This is a genomic window from Blautia sp. MSJ-19 (genome assembly GCF_018918125.1).
Taxonomy (GTDB): domain Bacteria; phylum Bacillota; class Clostridia; order Lachnospirales; family Lachnospiraceae; genus Blautia_A.
In genome coordinates this window covers 30,653-53,176 of record NZ_JAHLQA010000032.1, presented here as the reverse complement: position 1 = coordinate 53,176, position 22,524 = coordinate 30,653, and the positions used below count along the sequence as shown (strand labels likewise).

General features: G+C 45.7%; 21 protein-coding genes and 1 riboswitch. Of the genes, 20 read left to right on the top strand and 1 reads right to left on the bottom strand.

What is annotated here, in order from left to right; genetic code table 11:
• Positions 1–29 precede the first annotated feature (29 nt).
• The 20 genes from KQI91_RS10820 to KQI91_RS10725 all read left to right on the top strand — a co-directional run bounded on the left by KQI91_RS10820 (position 30) and on the right by KQI91_RS10725 (position 21,775).
• On the top strand, positions 30–668 hold the full coding sequence (locus KQI91_RS10820; protein ID WP_216392791.1) for an RraA family protein: 639 nt from the start codon (positions 30–32) through the stop codon (positions 666–668).
• On the top strand, positions 665–1,897 hold the full coding sequence (locus tag KQI91_RS10815; protein ID WP_216392790.1) for an NAD(P)-dependent oxidoreductase: 1,233 nt from the start codon (positions 665–667) through the stop codon (positions 1,895–1,897). The genes KQI91_RS10820 and KQI91_RS10815 overlap by 4 nt, the downstream gene beginning before the upstream one ends.
• A 174-nt stretch (positions 1,898–2,071) precedes the next feature.
• The gene (locus KQI91_RS10810; RefSeq protein ID WP_216392789.1) at positions 2,072–4,030 is read left to right on the top strand and encodes an aconitate hydratase; all 1,959 of its coding nucleotides are present in this window, start codon (positions 2,072–2,074) and stop codon (positions 4,028–4,030) included.
• Between the two features lie 15 nt (positions 4,031–4,045).
• A complete protein-coding gene (locus KQI91_RS10805; protein WP_216392788.1) occupies positions 4,046–5,212 on the top strand; it encodes an isocitrate/isopropylmalate family dehydrogenase in 1,167 nt (388 codons plus the stop codon).
• A gap of 263 nt (positions 5,213–5,475) precedes the next feature.
• Entirely contained in the window at positions 5,476–6,351 is an 876-nt protein-coding gene (locus KQI91_RS10800) for a LysR family transcriptional regulator (RefSeq protein ID WP_216392787.1), read from the top strand.
• Positions 6,352–6,354: 3 nt separating this feature from the next.
• Positions 6,355–7,248 (top strand): LysR family transcriptional regulator, encoded by an 894-nt coding sequence (locus tag KQI91_RS10795; protein WP_216392786.1) that lies wholly within the window; start codon positions 6,355–6,357, stop codon positions 7,246–7,248.
• Between the two features lie 179 nt (positions 7,249–7,427).
• Entirely contained in the window at positions 7,428–8,474 is a 1,047-nt protein-coding gene (locus tag KQI91_RS10790; RefSeq protein WP_216392785.1) for a lactonase family protein, read from the top strand.
• 12 nt (positions 8,475–8,486) lie between these two features.
• Positions 8,487–9,743 (top strand): SLC13 family permease, encoded by a 1,257-nt coding sequence (locus KQI91_RS10785; RefSeq protein ID WP_216392784.1) that lies wholly within the window; start codon positions 8,487–8,489, stop codon positions 9,741–9,743.
• 220 nt (positions 9,744–9,963) lie between these two features.
• Complete coding sequence (citD, locus tag KQI91_RS10780) at positions 9,964–10,269, top strand: citrate lyase acyl carrier protein (RefSeq protein WP_216392783.1); 306 nt, start codon at positions 9,964–9,966, stop codon at positions 10,267–10,269.
• Positions 10,266–11,168 (top strand): aldolase/citrate lyase family protein, encoded by a 903-nt coding sequence (locus tag KQI91_RS10775; protein ID WP_216392782.1) that lies wholly within the window; start codon positions 10,266–10,268, stop codon positions 11,166–11,168. The genes citD and KQI91_RS10775 overlap by 4 nt, the downstream gene beginning before the upstream one ends.
• Before the next feature lies 1 nt (position 11,169).
• The gene (citF, locus tag KQI91_RS10770) at positions 11,170–12,735 is read left to right on the top strand and encodes a citrate lyase subunit alpha (protein WP_216392781.1); all 1,566 of its coding nucleotides are present in this window, start codon (positions 11,170–11,172) and stop codon (positions 12,733–12,735) included.
• Positions 12,736–13,021: 286 nt separating this feature from the next.
• Positions 13,022–13,183, top strand: coding sequence for a hypothetical protein (locus KQI91_RS10765; protein WP_216392780.1), 162 nt, complete (start codon positions 13,022–13,024; stop codon positions 13,181–13,183).
• Between the two features lie 64 nt (positions 13,184–13,247).
• Complete coding sequence (citG, locus tag KQI91_RS10760; RefSeq protein ID WP_216392779.1) at positions 13,248–14,135, top strand: triphosphoribosyl-dephospho-CoA synthase CitG; 888 nt, start codon at positions 13,248–13,250, stop codon at positions 14,133–14,135.
• Positions 14,136–14,142: 7 nt separating this feature from the next.
• Positions 14,143–15,462, top strand: a complete 1,320-nt coding sequence (locus tag KQI91_RS10755; protein WP_216392778.1) for an HAD hydrolase family protein — start codon at positions 14,143–14,145, stop codon at positions 15,460–15,462.
• Positions 15,463–15,827: 365 nt separating this feature from the next.
• Positions 15,828–16,334, top strand: coding sequence for an NADH-quinone oxidoreductase subunit NuoE family protein (locus KQI91_RS10750; RefSeq protein WP_216392777.1), 507 nt, complete (start codon positions 15,828–15,830; stop codon positions 16,332–16,334).
• Positions 16,331–17,614 (top strand): NADH-quinone oxidoreductase subunit NuoF, encoded by a 1,284-nt coding sequence (gene nuoF, locus KQI91_RS10745; RefSeq protein WP_216392776.1) that lies wholly within the window; start codon positions 16,331–16,333, stop codon positions 17,612–17,614. The genes KQI91_RS10750 and nuoF overlap by 4 nt, the downstream gene beginning before the upstream one ends.
• Positions 17,615–17,616: 2 nt before the next feature.
• A complete protein-coding gene (locus KQI91_RS10740; RefSeq protein ID WP_216392775.1) occupies positions 17,617–19,338 on the top strand; it encodes an NADH-dependent [FeFe] hydrogenase, group A6 in 1,722 nt (573 codons plus the stop codon).
• Between the two features lie 27 nt (positions 19,339–19,365).
• The gene (locus tag KQI91_RS10735) at positions 19,366–20,535 is read left to right on the top strand and encodes a LysR family transcriptional regulator (RefSeq protein ID WP_216392774.1); all 1,170 of its coding nucleotides are present in this window, start codon (positions 19,366–19,368) and stop codon (positions 20,533–20,535) included.
• A gap of 189 nt (positions 20,536–20,724) precedes the next feature.
• Positions 20,725–21,081 carry a CidA/LrgA family protein gene (locus KQI91_RS10730; RefSeq protein WP_216392773.1) on the top strand — a complete coding sequence of 119 codons (357 nt, stop codon included), beginning with the start codon at positions 20,725–20,727 and terminating at the stop codon, positions 21,079–21,081.
• A 1-nt stretch (position 21,082) separates the two neighbouring features.
• The gene (locus KQI91_RS10725; RefSeq protein WP_216392772.1) at positions 21,083–21,775 is read left to right on the top strand and encodes an LrgB family protein; all 693 of its coding nucleotides are present in this window, start codon (positions 21,083–21,085) and stop codon (positions 21,773–21,775) included.
• A 75-nt stretch (positions 21,776–21,850) separates the two neighbouring features.
• Positions 21,851–21,931, bottom strand: a riboswitch (cyclic di-GMP riboswitch).
• Between the two features lie 65 nt (positions 21,932–21,996).
• Here KQI91_RS10725 and KQI91_RS10720 read toward each other — a convergent pair.
• On the bottom strand, positions 21,997–22,317 hold the full coding sequence (locus KQI91_RS10720; protein WP_216392771.1) for a hypothetical protein: 321 nt from the start codon (positions 22,315–22,317) through the stop codon (positions 21,997–21,999).
• Positions 22,318–22,524: the final 207 nt, after the last annotated feature.

Sequence of the window (22,524 nt, the reverse complement as noted above, 5' to 3'; positions counted from 1 at the left end):
TAAAAACTATGTGATAAGGAGTAAGGGATATGGCAAAGACACTGGAAGAGATCATAAAAGAATTAAGACAGTTCACAACCTCAGAACTGTGCGATGGAGTTGGAGCAGGAAAGTACCATACCATGGACTCTGCGATCCAGGAGAGAGTTACTTACAAGAAGATTGTAGGTCCGGCATACACTGTCAAGGCACCGATCGGCATCAGCGGACTGGTTCCGGATGGGATTCTGGAGATGAAAAAAGGTGACGTCATGGTCATCGCCGGAAAAGGCTACTGCAATGGTTCTTACTGGGGCGACCACAGAAGCATCTGTGCAGCAATGAAAGAGGCAGAAGGCGTGGTGATCGATGGCGCATTCCGTGATCTTCAGGGATGCCGTGAAGCAGGCTTTCCGATCTTCGCAAGAGCTGTCACACCGGGAAGTGCCGGTAAAGAACGTCTCGGCGAACTGAATGTTCCCGTTATCTGCGGCGGTGTGGAAGTATGTCCAGGAGACATTATCGTAGGCGACTGTAACGGCGTACTGGTACTCAAACCGGAAGAAGCAGAAGGCGTGATGGAACGTGCCCGCAAAAAGATCCAGGCAGAAGAGAGAACCATTCAGCGAATGAAAGAAACAGGAGAAATTTTACCGAGAGTGATCATGGAGGAGGGTGAACGAAAATGAGTCTGCATATCATCGATGAGGCAAACCGCTGCTTGAACTGTAAGAAACCAATGTGTCAGAAAGGCTGCCCGGTACATACACCGATCCCGCACATCATCCAGATGTTCAAAGAAAACAAAGTCATGGATGCGGGAAAAGAGCTTTTTGAGAACAATCCCATGTCCGTGATCTGTTCGATCGTCTGTAATCACGAACAGCAGTGTGCAGGAAACTGCGTACTGGGACGTAAGGGAAATCCGGTGCATTTTTCCAGCATAGAGACCTATATCTCGGACACCTATCTTGACCGCATGGAAATCCCGAAAGTGGAGAAAAAGGGGAAAAAAGTAGCAGTCATCGGCGCAGGCCCGGCAGGTCTGACTGCGGCGATCATCCTGGCAAAAGCAGGATACGATGTGACTATTTTTGAATGGAAAGATGACATCGGCGGCATCATGCGCTATGGCATCCCGGAATTTCGTCTTCCAAAGAGCATTCTGGACAGATACAGACAGAGACTTCTTGATATGGGCATCAAGATCCGCCCGAATACAACGATCGGTGCTGTCTTAAAGATTGACGATCTGTTCCGTGACGGATATGCAGGCATCTTTGTCGGAACCGGCGTATGGAAAGCAAGAAACTTAGGGATCCACGGAGAATGTCTCGGAAACGTTCAGTTTGGTATTGACTATCTGGCAAATCCATCTGGTTATGAGCTTGGTGAAAATGTTGCGATCATCGGTATGGGAAATGCAGCGATGGATGTGGCAAGAACAGCACTTCGAAACGGTGCACGCCATGTAACACTGTATGCAAGAGGAAGCAGGGCAGCAGCAAGCTCCCATGAGATCTCCTATGCAAAACTTGACGGAGCAGAATTTGTTTTTGGTAAAGAAATCCAGTATATCACAGAGAAGGGGCCTGTTTTCTGTACTTCCATTCTTGATGAGGACGGCAAAGTTATCGGCTATGAGAAAGAGGAGGAGCAGGTAGAGGCAGACTCCACGATCATCTCCATCAGCCAGGGACCGAGAAGAAAACTGATCCGTACCACAGTAGGTCTGGAAGGCTCTGAGCGAGGACTTCTGATCGTAGACGAGAATGGAATGACGACGAAACCGGGTGTTTTTGCAGCAGGTGATGTTACGACCGGTTCCAAAACAGTTGTTCATGCGGTTGAGGGCGCAAAGATCGCGGCACAGGGCATGATCCGCTACATGGAAGGACTGGATACACAGGAAGCATAAGGAAGATTTTTGGGCATAAGGAAAATTGCATTTCATACCATTCATTTTAGGAATATGAGCATTGACAGAAGCAATTTTATTTTTGGAAAATGACCACTTATAATAAAAGCATAAAGAACAAACCAAACGTTTTAGCCGAACGTGACCAGTAAAAAATGCGAGGAGGTTTTCCAAATGGGAAAGTCATTAACAAGAAAGATCATTGAATCTCATTATGTATCAGGAAGCATGGTTCCGGGGGAAGAAGTTTTTATCAAAGTCGATCAGACACTGACACACGACATCAACGCAGTTATGACTTATCTGGCTTTTGAAGCCATCGGCCTTGACAGGATCCGCACAGAGTGCAGTGTAAGTTACCTGGATCACAACCTTCTGTATGTAGACAACAAGACACCGGATGACCATATCTACTTACAGTCAGCAGCAAAGAAATTCGGCGTACATGTATCCAGACCTGGAAACGGTATCTGCCATACCGTACATGTAGCAAGATTCGGTGCACCGGGCAAGATCAGCATGGGCGGTGACAGCCATACACCACACGGCGGCTCTATTGGAATGCTGTGTATCGGTGTGGGAGGAATGGATGTGGCAACAGCCATGACAGGAGTTCCGATGAGACTTAAAATGCCGAGAGTCGTACAGGTTTATCTGACCGGAGAACTGAAACCGGGTGTCAACGCAAAAGAAGTCATCCTTGAGATGCTCCGCCGAGTTTCTATCAAGGGCGGTCTTGGAAATGTATACGAGTATGTAGGACCTGGAGCAGCAAAACTGGAAGTTCCGCAGAGAGCGACCATTACAAACATGGGTGCAGAGCTCGGCGCAACCACTTCTATTTTCCCTGCAGACGAGCAGGTACATAAATTCCTCAAAGCGCAGGGAAGAGAAGAAGCGTACACAGAACTCCTTCCAGATGAGGATGCAGAATACGATGAGCGCATCGAGATCAACTTAAGCGAACTGGAACCCCTGATCTCATGTCCGCATCAGCCGGATAACGTAATTCCGCTCAAAGATGTTGAGAGAAAACCGGTACAGCAGGTATTCATCGGAAGCTGTACAAATACAAGCTACGCAGATGTGGCAAAAGCAGCCCTCGTATTTAAGGGAAGACAGGTAAATGAAAACGTAAGCTGTACCTGCGGAATCGCATCCAGACAGACCTACAAAGAACTGCTCCGTGACGGATATATCGACATGCTGATCGATGCCGGAGTCAGGATCCTTGAGATCGCCTGCGGACCGTGCTGTGCGATCGGACAGACTCCTGCAACAGAAGGAATCGCCGTTCGTACTTCCAACCGTAATTTCAAAGGCCGTGCAGGAAACCCGACAGCCAAGATCTACCTGGTAAGCCCGGAGAGCGCAGCAGCAACCGCGATCAAAGGAACCTTCGCATCCGCAGAAGAGATCCTCGGAGAAGATGTAAAGAAACTCGCCGAGATCCACGAGCCGGAAGAATACATCGTCAATGATTCCATGATCATCAAACCGCTTCCGGAAGAAGAAGCAAAGAAAGTTGAGATCGTCAAAGGACCGAACATCAAATTCCTGCCGGTACCGGAAGAACCACAGCAGCATCTCTGTGTTCCGGTCAGCTTAAAAGGCGGAGACAACATTTCCACAGACGATATCACACCGGCAAGTGCAGAGTTCTCCAGCATGAGATCAAATATTCCGCTGATGTCCAAATACTGCTACCACCGTTACGCACCGGATTTCTCCGAGCGTGCAAGACAGATGAGCAAGAGCATCATCATCGGCGGTGAAAACTACGGACAGGGATCCTCAAGAGAACATGCAGCAATCAACCCGATGTTCCTCGGAGTCAAATGTGTGATTGCAAAGAGCATCGCCAGAATCCACAAAGGAAATCTGGTAAACCACGGCATCATCCCGATGCTGTTTGAAGACCCGGAAAGCTATGACAAGATCGATCAGGGAGATGAGCTGGAGATCAACAATCTTCTGGATCAGATCCCGACAAGAAAAGTAGAAGTATTCAATAAGACAAAAGGATTTTCCTTCTTTGTAAATCTGGATCTTTCTGATAACGAAGTAGAAGTTGTATTAAGCGGCGGACAGCTCCGTTTCCTCAAGAAACAGCTCGCTGCACAGGAAAAATAGAAAGGAGCCGACAATATGAAGGCAGAAGATATTAAAATCGCACAGGAGAAATTTGGAGAACTGTTAAAAGGAGAAGAACCTCGCATCGAGGCAATGAAAGAATCTTCCAGACCTACAGATTTCGCATCACTTGACAAGATCGTAGTAGGTGTTCTCCCGGGAGACGGTGTAGGACCGATCCTGATGAAACAGGGCCTCCGTGTACTGAATGAACTGGTAAAAGATGAGATCGAATCCGGAAAGATCGAAGTACGTGAGATCGAAGGACTTACCATCGAAAACCGTGTCGCAAAACTGGAAAGCCTTCCGGAAGAAGTCCTGACAGAAGTAAAGAAATGTAATGTCCTTTTAAAGGGACCGATGACAACCCCGAGAGCAGGAGACGGACTTCCGAACCTTGTCAGCGTAAACAGCCTTTTAAGAAGAAGACTGGACCTGTTTGCCGCTGTCCGTCCGATCAAGATCCCGGACAAAAACATCGACTGGACATTCTTCCGTGAGAACATCGAGGGAGAGTATATCTGGGGAAATAAAGGAATCCAGGTAGATGACGACATTGCAGTAGACTTCAAGGTACAGACAAAAGAAGGCAGCGAGCGTATTGCAAGAGCAGCTTTTGAGTTTGCACGCAAGAATGGCAAGAAGAATGTCACCATCGTCACAAAAGCAAACATCGTCAAACTGGTAGACGGAAACTTCATCAAAGCTGTCCGTAAAGTCGGAGAAGAGTATCCGGAGATCGAGATCCAGGAGCGTCTTGTAGATGCCATGTGTGCAAAAATGCTCGATCCGTCCTTTAACCAGGGCATTGAAGTTATCGTGCTTCCAAACCTTTATGGCGATATCGTAACAGACGTTGCAGCAGAACACGCCGGCGGACTTGGAACTGCATGCTCTTCCAACATCGGAAACCAGTACGCACTGTTCGAAGCGATCCACGGAACAGCACCGTATCTGATGTCCCATGGCAGAGGAGAGTATGCAAATCCGTGCAGCCTGATCCGTGCAGTCGGACAGATGCTGATCCACATCGGTTATGCAGACAGAAATGCGATCCTTGAGAAAGCACTTGAGATCTGCACCGTTACAGAAAAGAAACTTGTTGTCACAACTGAGACAAAAGATGCAAGCGCAGCAGAATTCACCGATTACCTGCTTGAAACCATCCGCGGTCTCAAATAATAAACAGAAACAAATTGATAAAAGCCTCCAACGAATAATCGAAAACATATATTCATTCATTTACCTCAAAAAGCGGGATATCTTTACGAGATATCCTGCCTTTTGTGTTGGAAAAAAGAGTTGAAAAAGAAGTGTAGACGTTGAAGAAAATTGCCGGATTGTGTTACAATGAGCATAAAGACAGTAACGAAAACCTGTACGTGATACAAAGAGGATTCGACAAAAATATACAATAGAAATATAAACAAAGGAGAGCATCGGCTATGAAAGATTCAGATTGGGAGATTCTTTATGAATTATACAAAAACCCGAATATGACAAAGGTGGCAAATCTTCTGTACATGACACAGCCTTCTCTTACCAAACGTCTGCAGCATATGGAGTCAGAGTTTCAGGTAACGATCGTGAACCGTACCCCAAAGGGACTGGAGTTTACAGAAGAAGGAGAATTCCTGGGCAAACAGGCGGGACAATATCTCGAATTCCTGAGTAAGACCAAAGAAAAACTCAAAGAATTCCAGGAAAATTCCGAAGGAGTGATCACCATCGGTTCCTCCTACACCTACAGCAAATATACGCTGACCGATCTGCTGGTGCAGTACAAGCAGAAACATCCGAACGTGGAATTCAATATCATCAATGAACAGAGCAACATTCTTTTCCGCAAGATGCTGGAGGATGCGATCGATGTGGGATTTATCCGGGGCGATTATGACGGCGCAGTCAACAAGACGCTGATCGGCAGAAACGAAGCCTATCTTGTCACGAAAGAGCCGGTTGATTTTGATATGCTGCCACAGATGCAGCGGATCGGCTACAAGACCAACGACCGTACAAAAGAACTTCTCGATAACTGGTGGCAGGGATGGTTTGGAAGCGAAGCACCGGGCAGTATGATCGTCGGCTACATTGATGTTTCCTGGCAGCTCATCCACAAGGGACTGGGCTACACGATCTGTTTCCTTCCGGATAATTTTGAGAATACGTATGACCTCTGCCTGACGCCACTCAAAAACAGGGACGGCAGCAGCGTGACCAGAAATACCTGGTTCATCTATTCCAAGAACAAACGGATCACCCGTGTTCTGGAGGATTTTATTGATTATATAGAAAAAGAAGTTGCTGTTAAAGGAAAATAAAATATGAAAGACATAGACTGGAAAATACTGACCGTATTATACGAAAAACGCAGTATGACCAAGGCGGCAGAGACACTTTATATGACGCAGTCTGCCCTGACCAAGCGGATCAAGGCGATGGAGACGGAGTGGAATATAGAGATCGTGAGGCGCACAAGCAAGGGCGTGGAGTTAACGGAGGACGGGCATTACCTTGTCAAAAAGGCAAGCATCATGCTGGATTTCCTTCAGGAGATCGAGGAACACTTTTCGGAAAAGAGAGCGAGCAGAGAGTACCTTCGCATCGGTGTCCCAAATTCTTTTGCGAGACTCCACATGCCGAAATTATTCAAAGAATACAAAGAAAAATACGACCGCCTGCAGATCACAACCGTACCAAACTCCAGTGACCTTCTGATCCAGCAGCTGGTGGACGGATCGCTGGATATCAGTATTATCTGCGGAGATTTTCCATACCTGGGAGAAAAAGCCTGTCTGTTTGAGGAGGCACTTTATATTGCTCTTCCGGTCGGAATGAAGCTGGATGATGTAAGCCAGCAGCCGCTCATCAAATCCTATCTGAACCCGATGGTGGCAAGCCTTGTCAATCAGTGGTGGAAGAATCATTTTGGAAGTCTGCCGCATGAGGCATACCGTGTACCGCATTCAGATATCGCAATCGAGATGGTAGAGAACGGGCTTGGGATCACCTTTCTTTTCGGAGATAAATGGCGGGTAAAAAGTGAACATGTGCAGTTGATCCCGTTGTATGACCAGAATGATCAGCCGATCACAAGAAGAGTCTGGATGATGTTCTCAGAGAAATGCTACAGGAGTCAGGATATCATGGACTTTATCTCTCTGGTAGAAGAATATTATCATGTAAATAAGATTGAGGACCGCAGAGAAACAGAATAACTTCACACAAACACAGATGCAGGAAATCCCCCGTATCTGTGTTTTTTACTATTTAAAATTCCATTTTGGAATGCCTTTATCAGTCAGTATGCGAATTTCCATTTGACATCCATGTTTCATATAATTTTTATAACAGATTGATAGGAAAAACGCATCTATCAAAAAAGGAGGAAAAACTTATGAAATACGCATACGTAGGATGTCGTACAACCAGAGAAAGAAATGCAAGAGGAAAAGGACTGAAGGTTTATGAGATCTCAGAAATGACCGGTGACTGGAAAGAGATCCAGTGTCTTGAGACAGAGCCAAACCCGTCCTACCAGACCATGGATCTGGAAGAAAAATATCTCTATTCCGTACACGGTGACATCACAAAAGTCAGCAGCTACCGCATCCTTGAAGATGGAAAACTGGAGCATATGAACACTATCGACATCGGAGGAAAGAATCCTGTATTTATCACTCCGGACAAGACAAACCAGTATATCGTCGTAGCAGCACTGCAGGGTGGAGCTGTTTATGTGATCAGAAGAAACAGCGACGGAACTCTTGGTGAGATCGTACATACCACACATCTCGAAGGCAAAAAAGAAGGCACGATTTCCTTCGCACATCAGTGTATCTGGGATCAGAAAAAAGAATTCCTGTTTGTCGTAACACAGGGAAGATTACAGGGATATGGACAGGTAAAAGTATTCCGCTTTGACCCGGAAAACGGAAACTTAACAGAGACAGACACCTATCGTTCCAGAGAATACGATGAGCCAAGACATGTGTCCATTCATCCGAACAACCGCTATGTATATCTCATCAACGAAAAAGGAAACAAGATGACCTATCTGCAGTTTGACGATGTGAACGGAAAACTGACTGCAATGCAGAATCTTCCGTCCCTTCCGGCAACTTACACAGGAGAAGGACAGGCGAGCGCATCTTTACTTGACAAAGAAGGAAAGATCCTGATCGGTTCCAACCGTATCCATGAGTCTATTGTAGTTTACCGCATTGACCAGAATACAGGCTACATGACAGAACTTGGCTATTATTCTTCTCTTGGCCTGACTCCGAGATTCATCACCTTTAACCCGGATTACAGCCGTTTCTACATGGCAAATGAGGACAGCGATACCATCGTAGAGATGAAGCTGGATTCTGAGACCGGACTGATGACATACACAGGCAGAATCATCCCGACCGAGAGCCCTGTCTGTATTACATTCCGATAGGAGGTGGCGCATATGAACCTTGGTTTAATCTCATTGATCCTTCTTCTTGCTGCCATCGTGATCGGATTTGCAAGAAACTGTAATGTTGGTATCATCTGCGTGGCATTTGCGATGATCCTCGGTGTTGTTTACGGACTTGATACAAAAGAGATCCTCAGCGGTTTCAGTTCTTCGCTGTTTATTCAGATGGTAGGTATCACCTATCTGTTTGCCGTGATCAGCGGAAACGGAACACTGGAACTTCTGGCCAAAAAGATGGTAGGCATCGTTGGCAAGAAGAAACATCTAATCCCGTTTGTCATGTATGTACTTGGCTTTGCTATCTGTGCGGTAGGCCCTGGCGCGATCCCGTCCCTGGCGATCGTTCCTGTTATTGCGATCCCGGTAGCGGTATCAGCAGGTGTCAATCCGATCATGACCGCAATCATCGGTGACCTTGGTGTTATGTCCGGCCGTATGAGCCCTCTGACCCCGGAGGCAGCCGTTGTAAGAGAACTGATGGAAGAGCAGGGACTGGAAGGAAATACGATCCCGATCATGATCGCAATGACGATCACGGCTCTGGTCGTTATGGGGCTTGTATATGTTTATTACAAAGGCTGGAAGATCGATGCAAATGCGGCAGGAACCGAAGAAAAACTTCCGAAATTCAACGGAAAACAGTGGCTTTCCATTCTTGGACTTGTTGCCCTGGCGGTCGGCGCACTGTTCTTCTCCTGGAATGTCGGCCTGACCGGATTTACGATTGGTTCCGTCCTTCTGGTCCTTGGATGCGGCGATGAGAAAAAAGCAATCGCAGCGATCCCGTGGAATGTTATCCTTATGGTACTTGGCGTAGGAATCCTGATGAACATTATTTCCCTTTCCGGTGGTATTGACATCATGGTATCTGCACTGGAAGCCATCATGGGCAAACGTACAGCCACTATGATCCTGGCGATCGCAGCCGGACTTATGTCCTTCTTCAGCTCCGGACTTGGCGTAGTATTCCCGACCCTGATCCCGACCGCAAGTGGACTTGCAGGCGGACTTGGCGTGAGCGCACTGGAACTGGTAGCTGTTATCGTCATCGGTGGAACAGTATCCGGCTTCACCCCGATCTCCACAACAGGAGCCCTTATCATGGCAGGTGTTTCCCAGCAGGAAAATGCAGAAGAACGCTTCCCGCAGAACAGGATGTTTGTGGAACTGTTCGCGGTATCCTTTATCGCGCTGGCGGTTCTGGCACTGTTCTCCTTTGTGGGAGTTTATGGACTTTTTATCTCATAATATAACAGAATAAGACCTTTTGTAAGAGGTACTGCATATGATCTGTGCAGTGCCTCTTTTTGTACCTTGAAAGGTGAAAAAAACGTAATTCCGAAAAGTTATATTTACATTCTTTTTGACAATTATACAAATGCCTCCGGATGATTTATGATAATTACAGAAAGAGAAATCAAGAAAAAAGTTCAACAGAGATTTCAACAGGAAGAGGAGGAAGAAAGCCGTGAAAATCACAAAGAATGCAGTTGCCGGAACTCTGGAATCCAGTGATGCAATGGTAACGGTAGAACCAAATGCAGAGGGTGCAGGAATTGAATTTAATCTGGACAGTGTAGTGATCAATCAGTTCGGAAACAGCATCCGCCGTACCGTTATGGACACTCTCAAACGTCTGGATGTGCAGGATGTCAAGATCAGCATCGTAGACAAAGGAGCGCTTGACTGTACACTCAAAGCAAGAGTAGAGGGAGCCCTGTTCCGCGGAGCAGAGCAGACAGAAAATCTTCCATGGGGAGGTGCGATTCGATGAGTAATCCAAACAAAAAAAGATTAAGAAGAACCATGATGTTTCTGAACTGTCAGAAACCGGGTCTGATCAAAGATCCATATATCTACAAACCGGACTCCATCATGCTGGATCTTGAGGATGCCGTTGCAGAGAAAGAAAAAGATGCTGCAAGATATTCCCTGTTTCATGCACTGAGAGAGATCGACTACCGTGGAGTAGAGCGTGTTGTCCGTATTAACGGACTGGATTCTCCATACTGGAGAGAAGATATCCGCTGTGCAGTAGCAGGAGGATGCGATTCCATCCGTATTCCAAAGACAGAAAGTGCACAGGATGTACATGTAGTAGAAGAAGCTGTCATCGCAGCCGAGAAAGAATTCGGAAGAGAAGAAGGAAGCGTCCTTATCATGGCAGCTCTGGAATCTGCCAGAGGTATCATGAAAGCCCTGGATATCTGTGAAGCATCTGACCGTCTTTTCGGTATCGCCCTTTCTGGCGGAGATTATACCAAAGACCTTCAGACACATATCACAGGAACCGGTATCGAGCTGATGGGTGCAAGACAGAACATGGTCATTGCAGCAAGAGCAGCAGGAGTACAGTGTTTTGACACCGTTTACACAGATCTGGATGATATGGACGGTTTCCGCAAAGATGTAGAAGCCATCCATCTGATGGGATTCGATGGAAAATCCATCATCAACCCGAGACAGATCGAGATCGTACATGATATTTATACTCCAAAGCAGAAAGACATCATCTTCGCAGAAAAAGTTGTCAAAGAGATCGATGACAAGAAAGCAAAAGGAATCGGTGTATTTACCGTAGACGGAAAGATGATCGATATCGCTTTCTATGACGGAGCAAAGAGAACTATCGAACTTGCAAAAGCATCTGGCGTGTATGAGGGGGATTTATAAAATGTTAAATAAAGTAGGCAGAGAAATCCCGGAAGAAATTCTGAAACAGACCGGCAAAGAAGTTTTTCAGGGAAACTATTACAAAGACAATACAGAATTCAAGAAACAGGGACCGATCACAAAGGTCGTTATGAACCATGATACCAGCAAAATGGTAAGCTCCATCCATGAAGCACTTGTAAAATGTGGCGCTCATGATGGTATGACACTCGGCTTCCATCATCATTTCCGTGACGGTGACCTCGTTGTAAACATGGTCATGCAGGAAGTACATAACATGGGAATCAAAGATGTTACGATCTGCGCAAGCTCCCTTGGAAAAGCACATGACGCTCTCGTTCCGATGATTGAGGACGGAACCATTACAAACATCCAGTCTTCCGGTGTACGTGGAAAGATCGGTGAGGCGATTTCCCAGGGTAAACTTAAAGGACTTGCGATCATGCGTTCCCACGGCGGACGTATCCGTGCGATTCAGACAGGTGAGACAGTGATTGATATTTCCTTCATCGGTGCTCCGACCTGTGATGATTACGGTAACTGCAAAGGTGTCGGCGGCAAGAGCGACTGTGGTGTGCTTTCCTACTCCTTCGTAGATGGAAACCATGCAAACAAAGTCGTTGCAGTGACAGACTGCCTTGTACCGTTCCCGAACTATCCGGCAGACATCAACATGACAAAAGTAGACTATGTCTGCGTTGTTGACCAGATCGGTGTTCCGGAAAAAATCGCTACCGGTGCAGCAAAACCGACCACAGATGTACGTAAGCTGATGATGGCTGATTACTGTACACAGGTTGTTGTAAACACACCATACTTCAAAGACGGATTTGCTTACCAGACAGGTGTCGGCGGAGCTTCTATCGCATCTGCAGCATCTCTTGGCAAGATCATGAAAGAACGCGGGATTAAGATGGGATTCGCAGTCGGCGGTATGTCCAAAGGAATGTGCGACCTTCTTGATGAGGGGCTTGTAGGAAAACTTCTGGATACTCAGGACTTTGATACTTCCGCAGTAGAATCCGTAAAACGCCCGAACCACCACAGGATCAGCGCAGGTGCTTACGCAAACCCGTTCAACAAAGGTGCGTTCGTAAACAAACTGGACTACGTCGTTCTTGCAGCTCTTGAAGTTGACGTAGACTTTAACTGTAACGTAGTGGTAGGTTCTGACGGTGTCATCACCGGTGCACAGGGCGGTCATCCGGATGCAGCGCAGGGTGCAAAATGTACCATCGTAATTTCTCCACTGGTACAGGGACGTATCCCGGCGATCTGCTCCAAAGTAACCACAGTCACCACACCAGGTGAATCCGTAGATATCGTTGTCACAGACTACGGTGTAGCAGTCAATCCGGCAAGACAGGATCTTCTGGATGCATTAAAAGAAGCGAAGTGCGTTCCTCTGCGCACGATCGAAGAACTTCGTGATATCGCATATTCTATCACAGGTGAGCCTGAACCGGTTCAGTTTGGTGACAGAGTCGTAGGTATCATCGAAGGCCGTGACGGTACAGTTATGGACGTTGTACGTCAGGTAAAACCGTTTACCTTCGCAGAGGACTGAGAAATACGATAAGCAATAAGATTAAAGGCAATAGCCATGCAACATAATTCTCCTTTCAAGCATATATGAATAAATGGAAAAAGCTCTCTGATAGCGTGATCAGAGGGCTTTTTGTTGTGAGGGAATCTGCTGTAAACGGGGTGAACAGTAGTGGCTTTCCTTTTAGGCATACGAACATAAATATTGGGAATTAGATTTAGGTACAAAGGTCTGCTATAGTGTAATTATAGAAGAAAACAAAGCATTAAACGAACAAAAATATAAAAATATCAGGGAGGAATTTGTTATGACACAGACAGTTAAAAGTTATGCAACCGCAAATATTTTTGGAGCTTATATCCTTAGAATGAGAGAAGTACCTGGAAGAAGAATTCTGGATGAACTCAAAGAGAAAAAAGCAGAGAGAGAACGTTTTGAAGCAGTTGATGATTATGTAGAACAGGCATAAAAGAAAAACGGCAGAGCATCCGCATATAGTACTTTGTCAGGACTGAAGATAAGGAGGCAGAGCAATGATGTACGCAGAACAAAAAAGCAGAATGATCACGGCAATAGAATTGGAGTGCTGTATTTACAGTGCACTTCTCGGAGAAGTGTACACCACACCAAAACCGGGATTAGTTGACTGCCATGACACAGGGGCTCATCAGGATATGGATGTGCACACATTTGAAAGAAGTGCAGAAGCGATCACTCCTTATATTTCGCGAATGTTTTACAGGGGATATCACTGGATCGGCAAAGAAGAGAGACTTTTTGAAGAAATCCGTAAGATCGGCATTCAGGCAGAACATGCCATGTATGACAGCACAGATGGAGTAAATACACACAAAGGGCTGATCTTTACGATGGGAATCCTTGCTGCCGCTGCAGGAAACTGTTATCAAAAAGAACATTGCTTTGAGGCAGGCAGAATTCTCAAAAAAGCTGCTTCAATGACGGCAGGACCTCTGGAAGAAGAATTTCAGCGTATGGGAGAGCACGAACCGATTACACATGGAGAAATTCTTTTTCGTGAATATGGCGAAAAAGGAATCCGGGGAGAAGCGCAGAAAGGTTTTCCGATCATTGGCAAAACAGCACTACCGGTGCTTCGCAGTACCCGGATGATGGGAATGGACACGAATCGTTCCAATATACAAGTGCTTCTGGCAATCATGTCGGAGTTAAATGATACCAATGTCTGGAGTCGGGGATCTTATCATGAAATGCAGTGGTTGAAGGAACAGGCGGCAGAAATCTGCCGGCAGGGCGGTGTATTTCTTGAGGCAGGAATCAGAAAGATTGAAGAGTTGAACGAACTCTGCATTCGCAAAAATCTAAGTCCGGGAGGAGCAGCAGATATCCTGGCAGCAAGCCTGTTTCTGTATTATCTGGAGAATCTGATGCAGGAGGAGTGAAGACAATATGAAAGCAGAAAAACAGAAGGTTCCTATATATTTTCCAAAAGTCGGACAGCGGATCATCCGTTCTGCCCTGGCAGTTGCCTGCTGTTTTTGTGTATATTATCTGAGAAATAAGCAGGGAATCCCATTTTATTCCGCACTTGCGGTGCTGCAGTGCATTCAGCCCTATCAGGACAGCATGGCTGAGACAGCAAGAAAACGAGTGACGGGAACATTTGTCGGAGCGTTCTGGGGACTGGTGATCATTCTGATCCAGCTTTATGCATTTGATGGAATGCTCAAGGGCAGTTTTGCAGGATATATGTTGATTTCGCTTTTTACGGGTGTGGTCATTTATTCGACACTTGTATTAAATTGCAGGAACGCAGCTTATTTTTCCTGCGTGGTGTTTTTGAGCATCACGGTTATGCATATGACAGATGCAGATCCGTTCCTGTTTGTATTTAACAGGGTGCTGGATACACTGATCGGTGTCGGAATTGCATTTATCGTAAATACGGCACATCTGCCGAGAAGCAGAAGGAACGATGTTCTGTTTGTCTCAGGCATTGATGACACGATCCTGAACCGGGAAGACAAAATGTCGGCATACAGCAAGGTAGAGCTGAACCGTCTGATCTCATCCGGGGCGAACTTCACCGTATCGACAAATCGAACACCGGCGACTGTCCGGGAATCTCTTCCGGGGATCAACCTGAAACTTCCGATCATCGCCATGGACGGAGCCGTGCTTTATGACCTGAATGAGAATTCCTATCTGATGAAATACCAGATGTCTGAGAATCAGGCAAAAATGATCAGCAGTTTTCTGGACAAGGAGGGAATCCGCTATTTTACAAACTGCGTGGTGGACGATCTTCTGGTCATTTATTATGACAGGATCGAGAGTGAAGTGCACCGGAAAGTTTACGACAGAAGACGCAAGTCACCCTACCGTAACTACGTGCAGAAAACACAGGCAGTCTGTGAAAATGTCGTTTACCTGTATCTGATCGAGCAGAGAGAAGTCACGCAGAAACTCTACGAAAAACTGATGCAGCAGCCGTGGATCACAGATTTCCGTGTGGCATACCATGATTCCGTGGTGCACCCGGGCTATGCAAATCTCAAGATCTACACAAAAGAAGCGACGAGAGAGCATATGCTGGAAAACCTCAAGGCGATCCTGAATATCGATAAGGTAGTTACATTTGGAAGTATCGAAGATAAATATGATGTCTATGTCAGAGATGCGGATAAAGATGTTATGGTAAAAACACTCAAAAGACTCTATGAGCCTGTTTGGTTCAGAGGAAAAGGAAATATGACTATGCACAGATAGTATTCCGCGAGGTGTTTTGCCATGAATATGGCAAAATCCCGAGACATACGGGGCAAAATGCTATCACCGAAGGTGAGTTGGAATGCATTTTGACCAAGTTACTGTGAGCGAAGTGAGCAGTAATGAAAAACTGACAGATGCCGCTCGTTTTTACGGGCGGTTTTTTTGCGTTGCATATCGAGGAGGCGCCAGTGGCGCGTCCGCTGATATTATCATTTTTTGGCATTTCATGTGAAATAAATCACAAGAGATGCATAAAACCTATGCAAAAATCCGCGTTTTACATATTAGACGATGCAGGAATCCTTTCTTATACTTGACTTATCAGGAAACGGCAGGCTGCCGGATAAGGGAGGTATTTTTATATGAGTAACGAAGAAGTTTACAGCTACAAAACACCATCGTCTCAGCTCGTACAGATTGCAGAAATTGCTTCCAGATACAAGGGGAGACCGGAGATGCTAATGAAAGTCGTCATCCAGACGCAGAAGATTGTCACAGCGTTTTCTGCATCTGTTGCAGCGGTCATCGCAAGGGAGATGGACATTCCGCAGACACAGGTTTACAGTTTCATCACTTTTTACGCAATGCTTTCTGTGAAGCCGAGAGGAAAATACATCATCCGCATGTGCAAAAGTGCACCATGCCACGTCAAAGGCGCAAAAGAGATCGTCCGGGCACTGGAAGACCTGCTTCACATCAAGATGGGGGAGACAACAGAGGACAAACGCTTTACCCTGGAGTACTGTCCATGTCTTGGAATCTGTGAGCAGTCACCGGCGATCATGATCAACGACAGAACCTATGTGAATCTCACACCGGAGAGTGTAAGAGAAGTAGTCAGATGCTATATCAGAGATGAGGTGGAATGATGGAAGAAAAAAGAGTTCTTTTGAGAAACAGAGGAAAGATCGATCCGGAAAATGCCAGAGAATATATCGCAGCAGGCGGCTATGAGGGCCTGAAACGAGCCCTTAACATGAATGGGGAAGAGATCATTAAGGAACTGGAACATGCAGGACTCCGTGGCCGGGGAGGAGCTGGTTTCCCGACTTACCGTAAACTGCAGTTTGCCTACGGCGCACCGGGAGATGTGAAATACATTGTCTGTAATGCAGATGAGGGAGAGCCTGGAACAAACAAGGACCGTATCCTTCTTTCTTCCGATCCCTGTTCCATCTTTGAGGGCATGGCGATCGCAGGAAAAGCAGTCAATGCACATGTAGGATTTATTTATCTGAGAGCAGAATATTCCTACCTGGTTCCGATCCTGGAGGCAGCATTAAAGACTTCCCGTGAGGCAAACATGCTGGGAGAAAACATCCAGGGCAGCGGCTTTGATTTTGACATCAAACTTCGTTCCGGCGCAGGTGCTTATGTCTGTGGTGAGGAGACAGCCCTGTTTGAATCCATCGAAGGAAAACGAGGCGAGCCGCGATTCCGTCCACCATTCCCTGGGATCAAAGGATTGTTCGGAAAGCCAACCGTGCTGAACAATGTAGAGACACTTGCAAACATCAGCGTGATCTTCCAGAACGGATGGGAATGGTTCCGCACACTGGGAACAGAAAACAGCCCGGGAACAAAATTATTTACCGTCTGTGGAAACGTAAAGCGAAGAGGTGTCTTTGAATTCCCGATGGGGATCAATCTCAAAGACCTGATTTACGAAGTCTGCGGCGGCATGGAAGAAGGACATGAACTTCTGGCAGTGCAGACAGGTGGTGCATCCGGAGCGATCATCAATGCTTCCCAGATCGATATGACACTGGACATCGATCAGGTTTCCAATTCCGGCGGAAGACTTGGATGTGGAACGATTCTTGTCATGGACGACCGCAACTGTATCATCGATATCGTAAGAAATAATCTTGATTTTTTCCGCGGCGAATCCTGCGGCAAATGTACACCGTGCAGAGAGGGAGGAACAAGATTGTACCAGCTGATCACAAAGATCTCTCAGGGAAAAGGAAGCGTGAAGGATATTGATACGATTCAGGATCTTGCAGAGACGATGCGTCTGACTGCACTCTGTGGTCTGGGCCATTCGACAGCAGTTCCGGTTCTGAGCAGCATCCAGAACTTTTATTCCTGTTACCTGAGACACATTGACAAAGACTACTGCCCGGTATGCAGTGAGGAAGGAGAATAAAGATGATCCATTTAACAATAGACGGGGAACCGATCGAAGTAAAAGAAGGAACCACGATCCTGGAAGCGGCAAAGCTTCTGAACGTACATATCCCGACTCTCTGCCATCATGAGGATCAGGCAGTCAAAGCTGTCTGCCGTATCTGTGTGGTAGAAGTTGAGGGACAGAGACTTCTTCCGGCAGCCTGCAGCACACCGGTCACAGAAGGAATGGTAGTAAAAACAGCCTCCCCGAAAGTTATCAAGGCAAGAAAAAACATCATGGAGCTGATTCTTGCAAGACATCCGCAGGACTGTCTGGTATGTTCCAAAAATGGAAGCTGTGAGCTTCAGAAAGTCGCAAAAGACCTGAATATGAACCGTCCGAACCGTTATGAGATGCAGGTACGTGACGCGAGATTTGATAATTCTTCACCGTCGATCGTACGTGACATGAGCAAATGTATCCTCTGTAACCGCTGCGTGGAGGCATGTTCCCAGAAACAGGGTGTCATGGTCATGGCAAAAGAAAACAGAGGTTTTGACACAGTAGTTGTTCCGCCATATGGAAAACTTCTGGCAGATACAAGCTGCGTCAACTGTGGTCAGTGTATCCAGGTATGTCCGGTCGGAGCACTGTCCGTTCACGATGATACAGAGCGCATCTATGAGCAGATCGATGCAGGCAAATATATGACAGTTCAGATCGCACCGTCTGTACGTATCACGCTGGCAGAATCTCTTGGCTACAAGCCGGGAACCGTAACAACCGGAAAGATCGTCCATGCGCTCAGAAAGATCGGTTTCCACAAAGTATTCGACTCTGATTTTACTGCGGATCTGACGATCATGGAGGAGGGAACGGAGTTCCTTCACAGAATGCAGAACCACGGAACTCTGCCGCTCATCACTTCCTGCTGTCCGGCATGGGTCAAATACTGCGAGACTTATGGTTATGACCAGCTTGATCATCTTTCCACAGCAAAATCCCCACAGCAGATGTTCGGAGCTGTCATCAAGACCTTTTTTGCAGAAAAAGAAAAGATTGATCCGAAAGACATCTGCAGCGTGTCTGTCATGCCATGTACCGCAAAGAAATTTGAATGCAGGAGAAAAGAATTCCATGACAGTGGATTCCAGGATGTAGATATCTCCATCACAGTGGTAGAGCTTGCCAAGATGATCCGTACCGCAGGAATCCATTTCGAGGATCTGGAGGATCAGGAATTTGATGCACCGTTCGGTCTTGGAAGCGGTGCAGGACAGATTTTCGGAAGCACCGGCGGCGTTATGGAGGCGGCACTGCGTACGGTATACGAAGTGCTCACAGGGGAGACTCTTGAGAAACTGGAATTCATGCAGGTACGTGGACTTGAAGGAATTCGTGAAGCTTCCCTTACGATCAAAGGTCAGGAGATCCGCGTTGCGATCGTCCACGGTCTCAAGAACGTGGAAGGCATCCTGGAACAGATCAAAGCCGGAACATCCCCGTATCATTTTATTGAGGTAATGGCGTGTGAGGGTGGCTGCATCGGAGGCGGCGGAAACGCACCGAAGACCATGGCAAAAGTAAGAGAACGCCAGAGAGCGATCTATGAGGAAGACCAGAAACTTCCGATCCGTAAGTCACATGAAAATATTTATGTACAGAAATTATATGAAGAATATCTGGGAGAGCCTTTAAGCGAAAAATCCCACAAATTACTTCATACCACCTATCACAGCAGAAGAGACCTGCTCAGATAAAAGAAATATACAGTCAGGAGGAGCATCATGAACGAGCGTCAGTTAAGATACTTTTGTACAATAGCCAGAGAAGAAAATATTCAGAAAGCAGCAGCCGTACTGCATAAAGATTCGTCTACACTGACGAGGACAGTCAAAAATATGGAGGAAGAGATTGATGCTCCTCTGTTTAAGCGGACAAGAGAGGGACTTGTACTGACCGCGGAGGGTGAGACAACGATCCGCTTTGCCAGGAAAGTCCTTGAAACGACAAAAGAGTGTCACAGTCTCCATTCCTGGACAGAGCAGGAGATCCGCTATCTCCTGGAAGTGAACGAACAGGGACGTATCTCGGCGGCGGCAGAAAAGCTGTTTGTGGCACAGCCGTCCTTAAGCCAGAAACTCTGGCAGATAGAGAAAGATCTGGGAAATCCGCTTTTTGAACGAAACCGGAGGGGTGTGCGAAGTACGGAATACGGAAAGCATATCATTGAAACACTGAAGCAGGTAGAGGAACTGTACCGTCAGTATAGAAAAGAACTGGAAGAATGCATGGAGATGAAAAAGGGGACCGTGACGGTCGGAATTCCGATGAATCTTGGAACATGCCTGCTTCCCGCAATCCTTCCTGCATTTGCCAGACAGTATCCAAAAGTGAAGGTCAACATCCGTGAAGGAAATTCTTCTGAACTGGAAAAACTTCTTCTGGAGAAAAAAGTAGATTTCTGTATTATGCATGAACATGATACTGGAGATATGGTGCAGCTCAAAAGCTTTTCGGAAGATCCTTTTTATCTGGTTATTCCGAGAATGATGAAAAATCGGCTTCCATTTAAGGAGGCACAGCAATTATCCGCAGAAAATCTGAAAAAGTTGCAGGATGTTCCATTTGTGATGGTGGCTAAAAGACAGAAACTTCGTCAGGTGACAGATCAGATTCTGGAAAATGCCGGAATCATCCCGGAGATCTGTTGCACGACCAGAAATATGGAAACGGCCAAACGCCTTGTTGCAGCAGGGATGGGTGTGACGATTTTGCCACAGTCTTATCTGACACTGTATTCCGGTACAGAAAATCTGGAATGGTTTCTTCTCGATAAAAGTCTGAATGCCTCATGGAAATTGGTTATGGCAAATTTGAAAGGAGAAAAGCTTTCTGGTTGTTCACGTAGATTTTATGATTTTGCAATGGAATCTTTCCAGAAATCTTTGATCTGAAAAAAATGAAAAAGACCAAAAATTGACATTAATAAAACTTTTATATAAAAAACTGCCATTATTACGGCAGTTTTTTGTACTTTATTTGACTTGTTGAGACAAAAAAGGGTGTGCTATAATAAGTGACGATTTGTTGTTCATAAAAATGATATGAACAATGACCAGATTTTAATTCGGGAGGCGAATAGTGTGAAGTATCTGAGACAGTTTGGAATCATCCTTGCTGTGACCTGTGCGGGAGAGATCATGAAATATTTTATCCCGCTTCCGATACCGGGTAGTATCTATGGACTGATTCTGATGTTTGTGCTTCTTCTTTTGGGAGTGATAAAAGTAGAGCATGTAAAAGAGACAGGAGAATTTCTGATTGAGATCATGCCGTTGATGTTTATTCCTGCAGGTGTTGGTCTGATCACATCCTGGAGCCAGTTACAATCTTTCCTTGTGCCGCTTCTTGTGATCACAGTTGTATCTACTTTTGTAGTTATGATCGTGACAGGAAAAGTGACAGATTTCTTAATTTCAAGAAAAGGAGAGAAAAAGTAATATGGATAATCTGATCTTAAGTTCGGCAACGATAGGAATTGTGATCAGTCTCCTTGCTTATGAGATTGGTCTTGCAGCACAGCGTAAATGGAAGTTGGCGTTGTTAAATCCTCTTCTGATCTCTATTGCGATCGTGATCGTATTTCTGGTAGTATTTCATGTTGACTATGAAAGTTACAATATGAGTGCAAAATACCTGAGCTATCTTCTGACGCCTGCGACGGTAAGCCTGGCGATTCCTTTGTATCTGCAGCTCGATCTGCTGAAAAAGAATATCGGAGCGATACTTGGGGGCGTTATCTCAGGGGTGATCGCAAGTCTTGGAACGGTACTTGCAATGTCTGTAATATTCGGTCTGAGCCACAAAGAATATGTGACTATGCTTCCGAAGTCTATTACGACAGCGATCGGTATGGGAGTATCTGAGGAACTTGGCGGCTATGTGACAATCTCTGTTGCAGTGATCATTATTACAGGTGTACTCGGAAACATGTCTGCGGAATTTATCTGTAAACTTTTCCGTATTAAAAGTCCGATCTCCAGAGGCCTCGCAATCGGTACAGCATCCCATGCGGTAGGCACAGCAAGAGCAATGGAGCTTGGAGAAGTAGAAGGAGCAATGAGCAGCCTTGCGATCGTAGTATGCGGTCTGTGCACCGTGATCGGAGCTTCGATCTTTTCTTATTTATGGTAAAATAAAAAAGTTGACGATTCATCCTGAAACCATGGATGGTCGTCAACTTTTTTCGTAAAAGAGTTATATTATCTCTCCTGCAACTGGCTGTCATACATTCGCTTAGACCCTATAGTTTTGCGCCACCGGATTTCCCCGGCTATGCCTTTTTTAAAATAAATATAGTCTTTTATTGCATAAACGATACTATTGTTACATTACAGATTCAAATTTCTGTGGTATTATTCAGCATGTACGGCATACTGTTCCTGATTATTGTTTAGTACTCCCATATTTTTGAGTAAAGAGATTGCATCTCCCATTCCAGCGACATAAGACATGTCTGCATATCTCTCGTTTCTTGATTCCAGGCATGCAATATAGTCATCAATTACTCTGCGCATTACATGCGGAATATTCAGACTGCTGTAGCGTTCTTCCAGATAATCCAGATCTCCGTTATCCTGCTGAATATACGTATCAGAATCAAATATCCTCTGTCTCCTTTCTTTCATCATTGTTTCGATGTAATTTGCAATTACGATTTCAGTTTTGTTTTCCAATATTCTACTCCTCCGTTTGTGCAATTAACTATAGGTTTCGCCATTATTCTATAATCACGGTCTGTTTTTCGTCAACATAATTCGTCTGACAATTTCATAGATTTTTCGACAAATAATAGAGGAGGATTAGTAGATTTTATGTGATTTTCACAGCATTTTCCGCACTTTTTGTATGTTTTGTTTTTTTATATAAACAGAATATTTTTC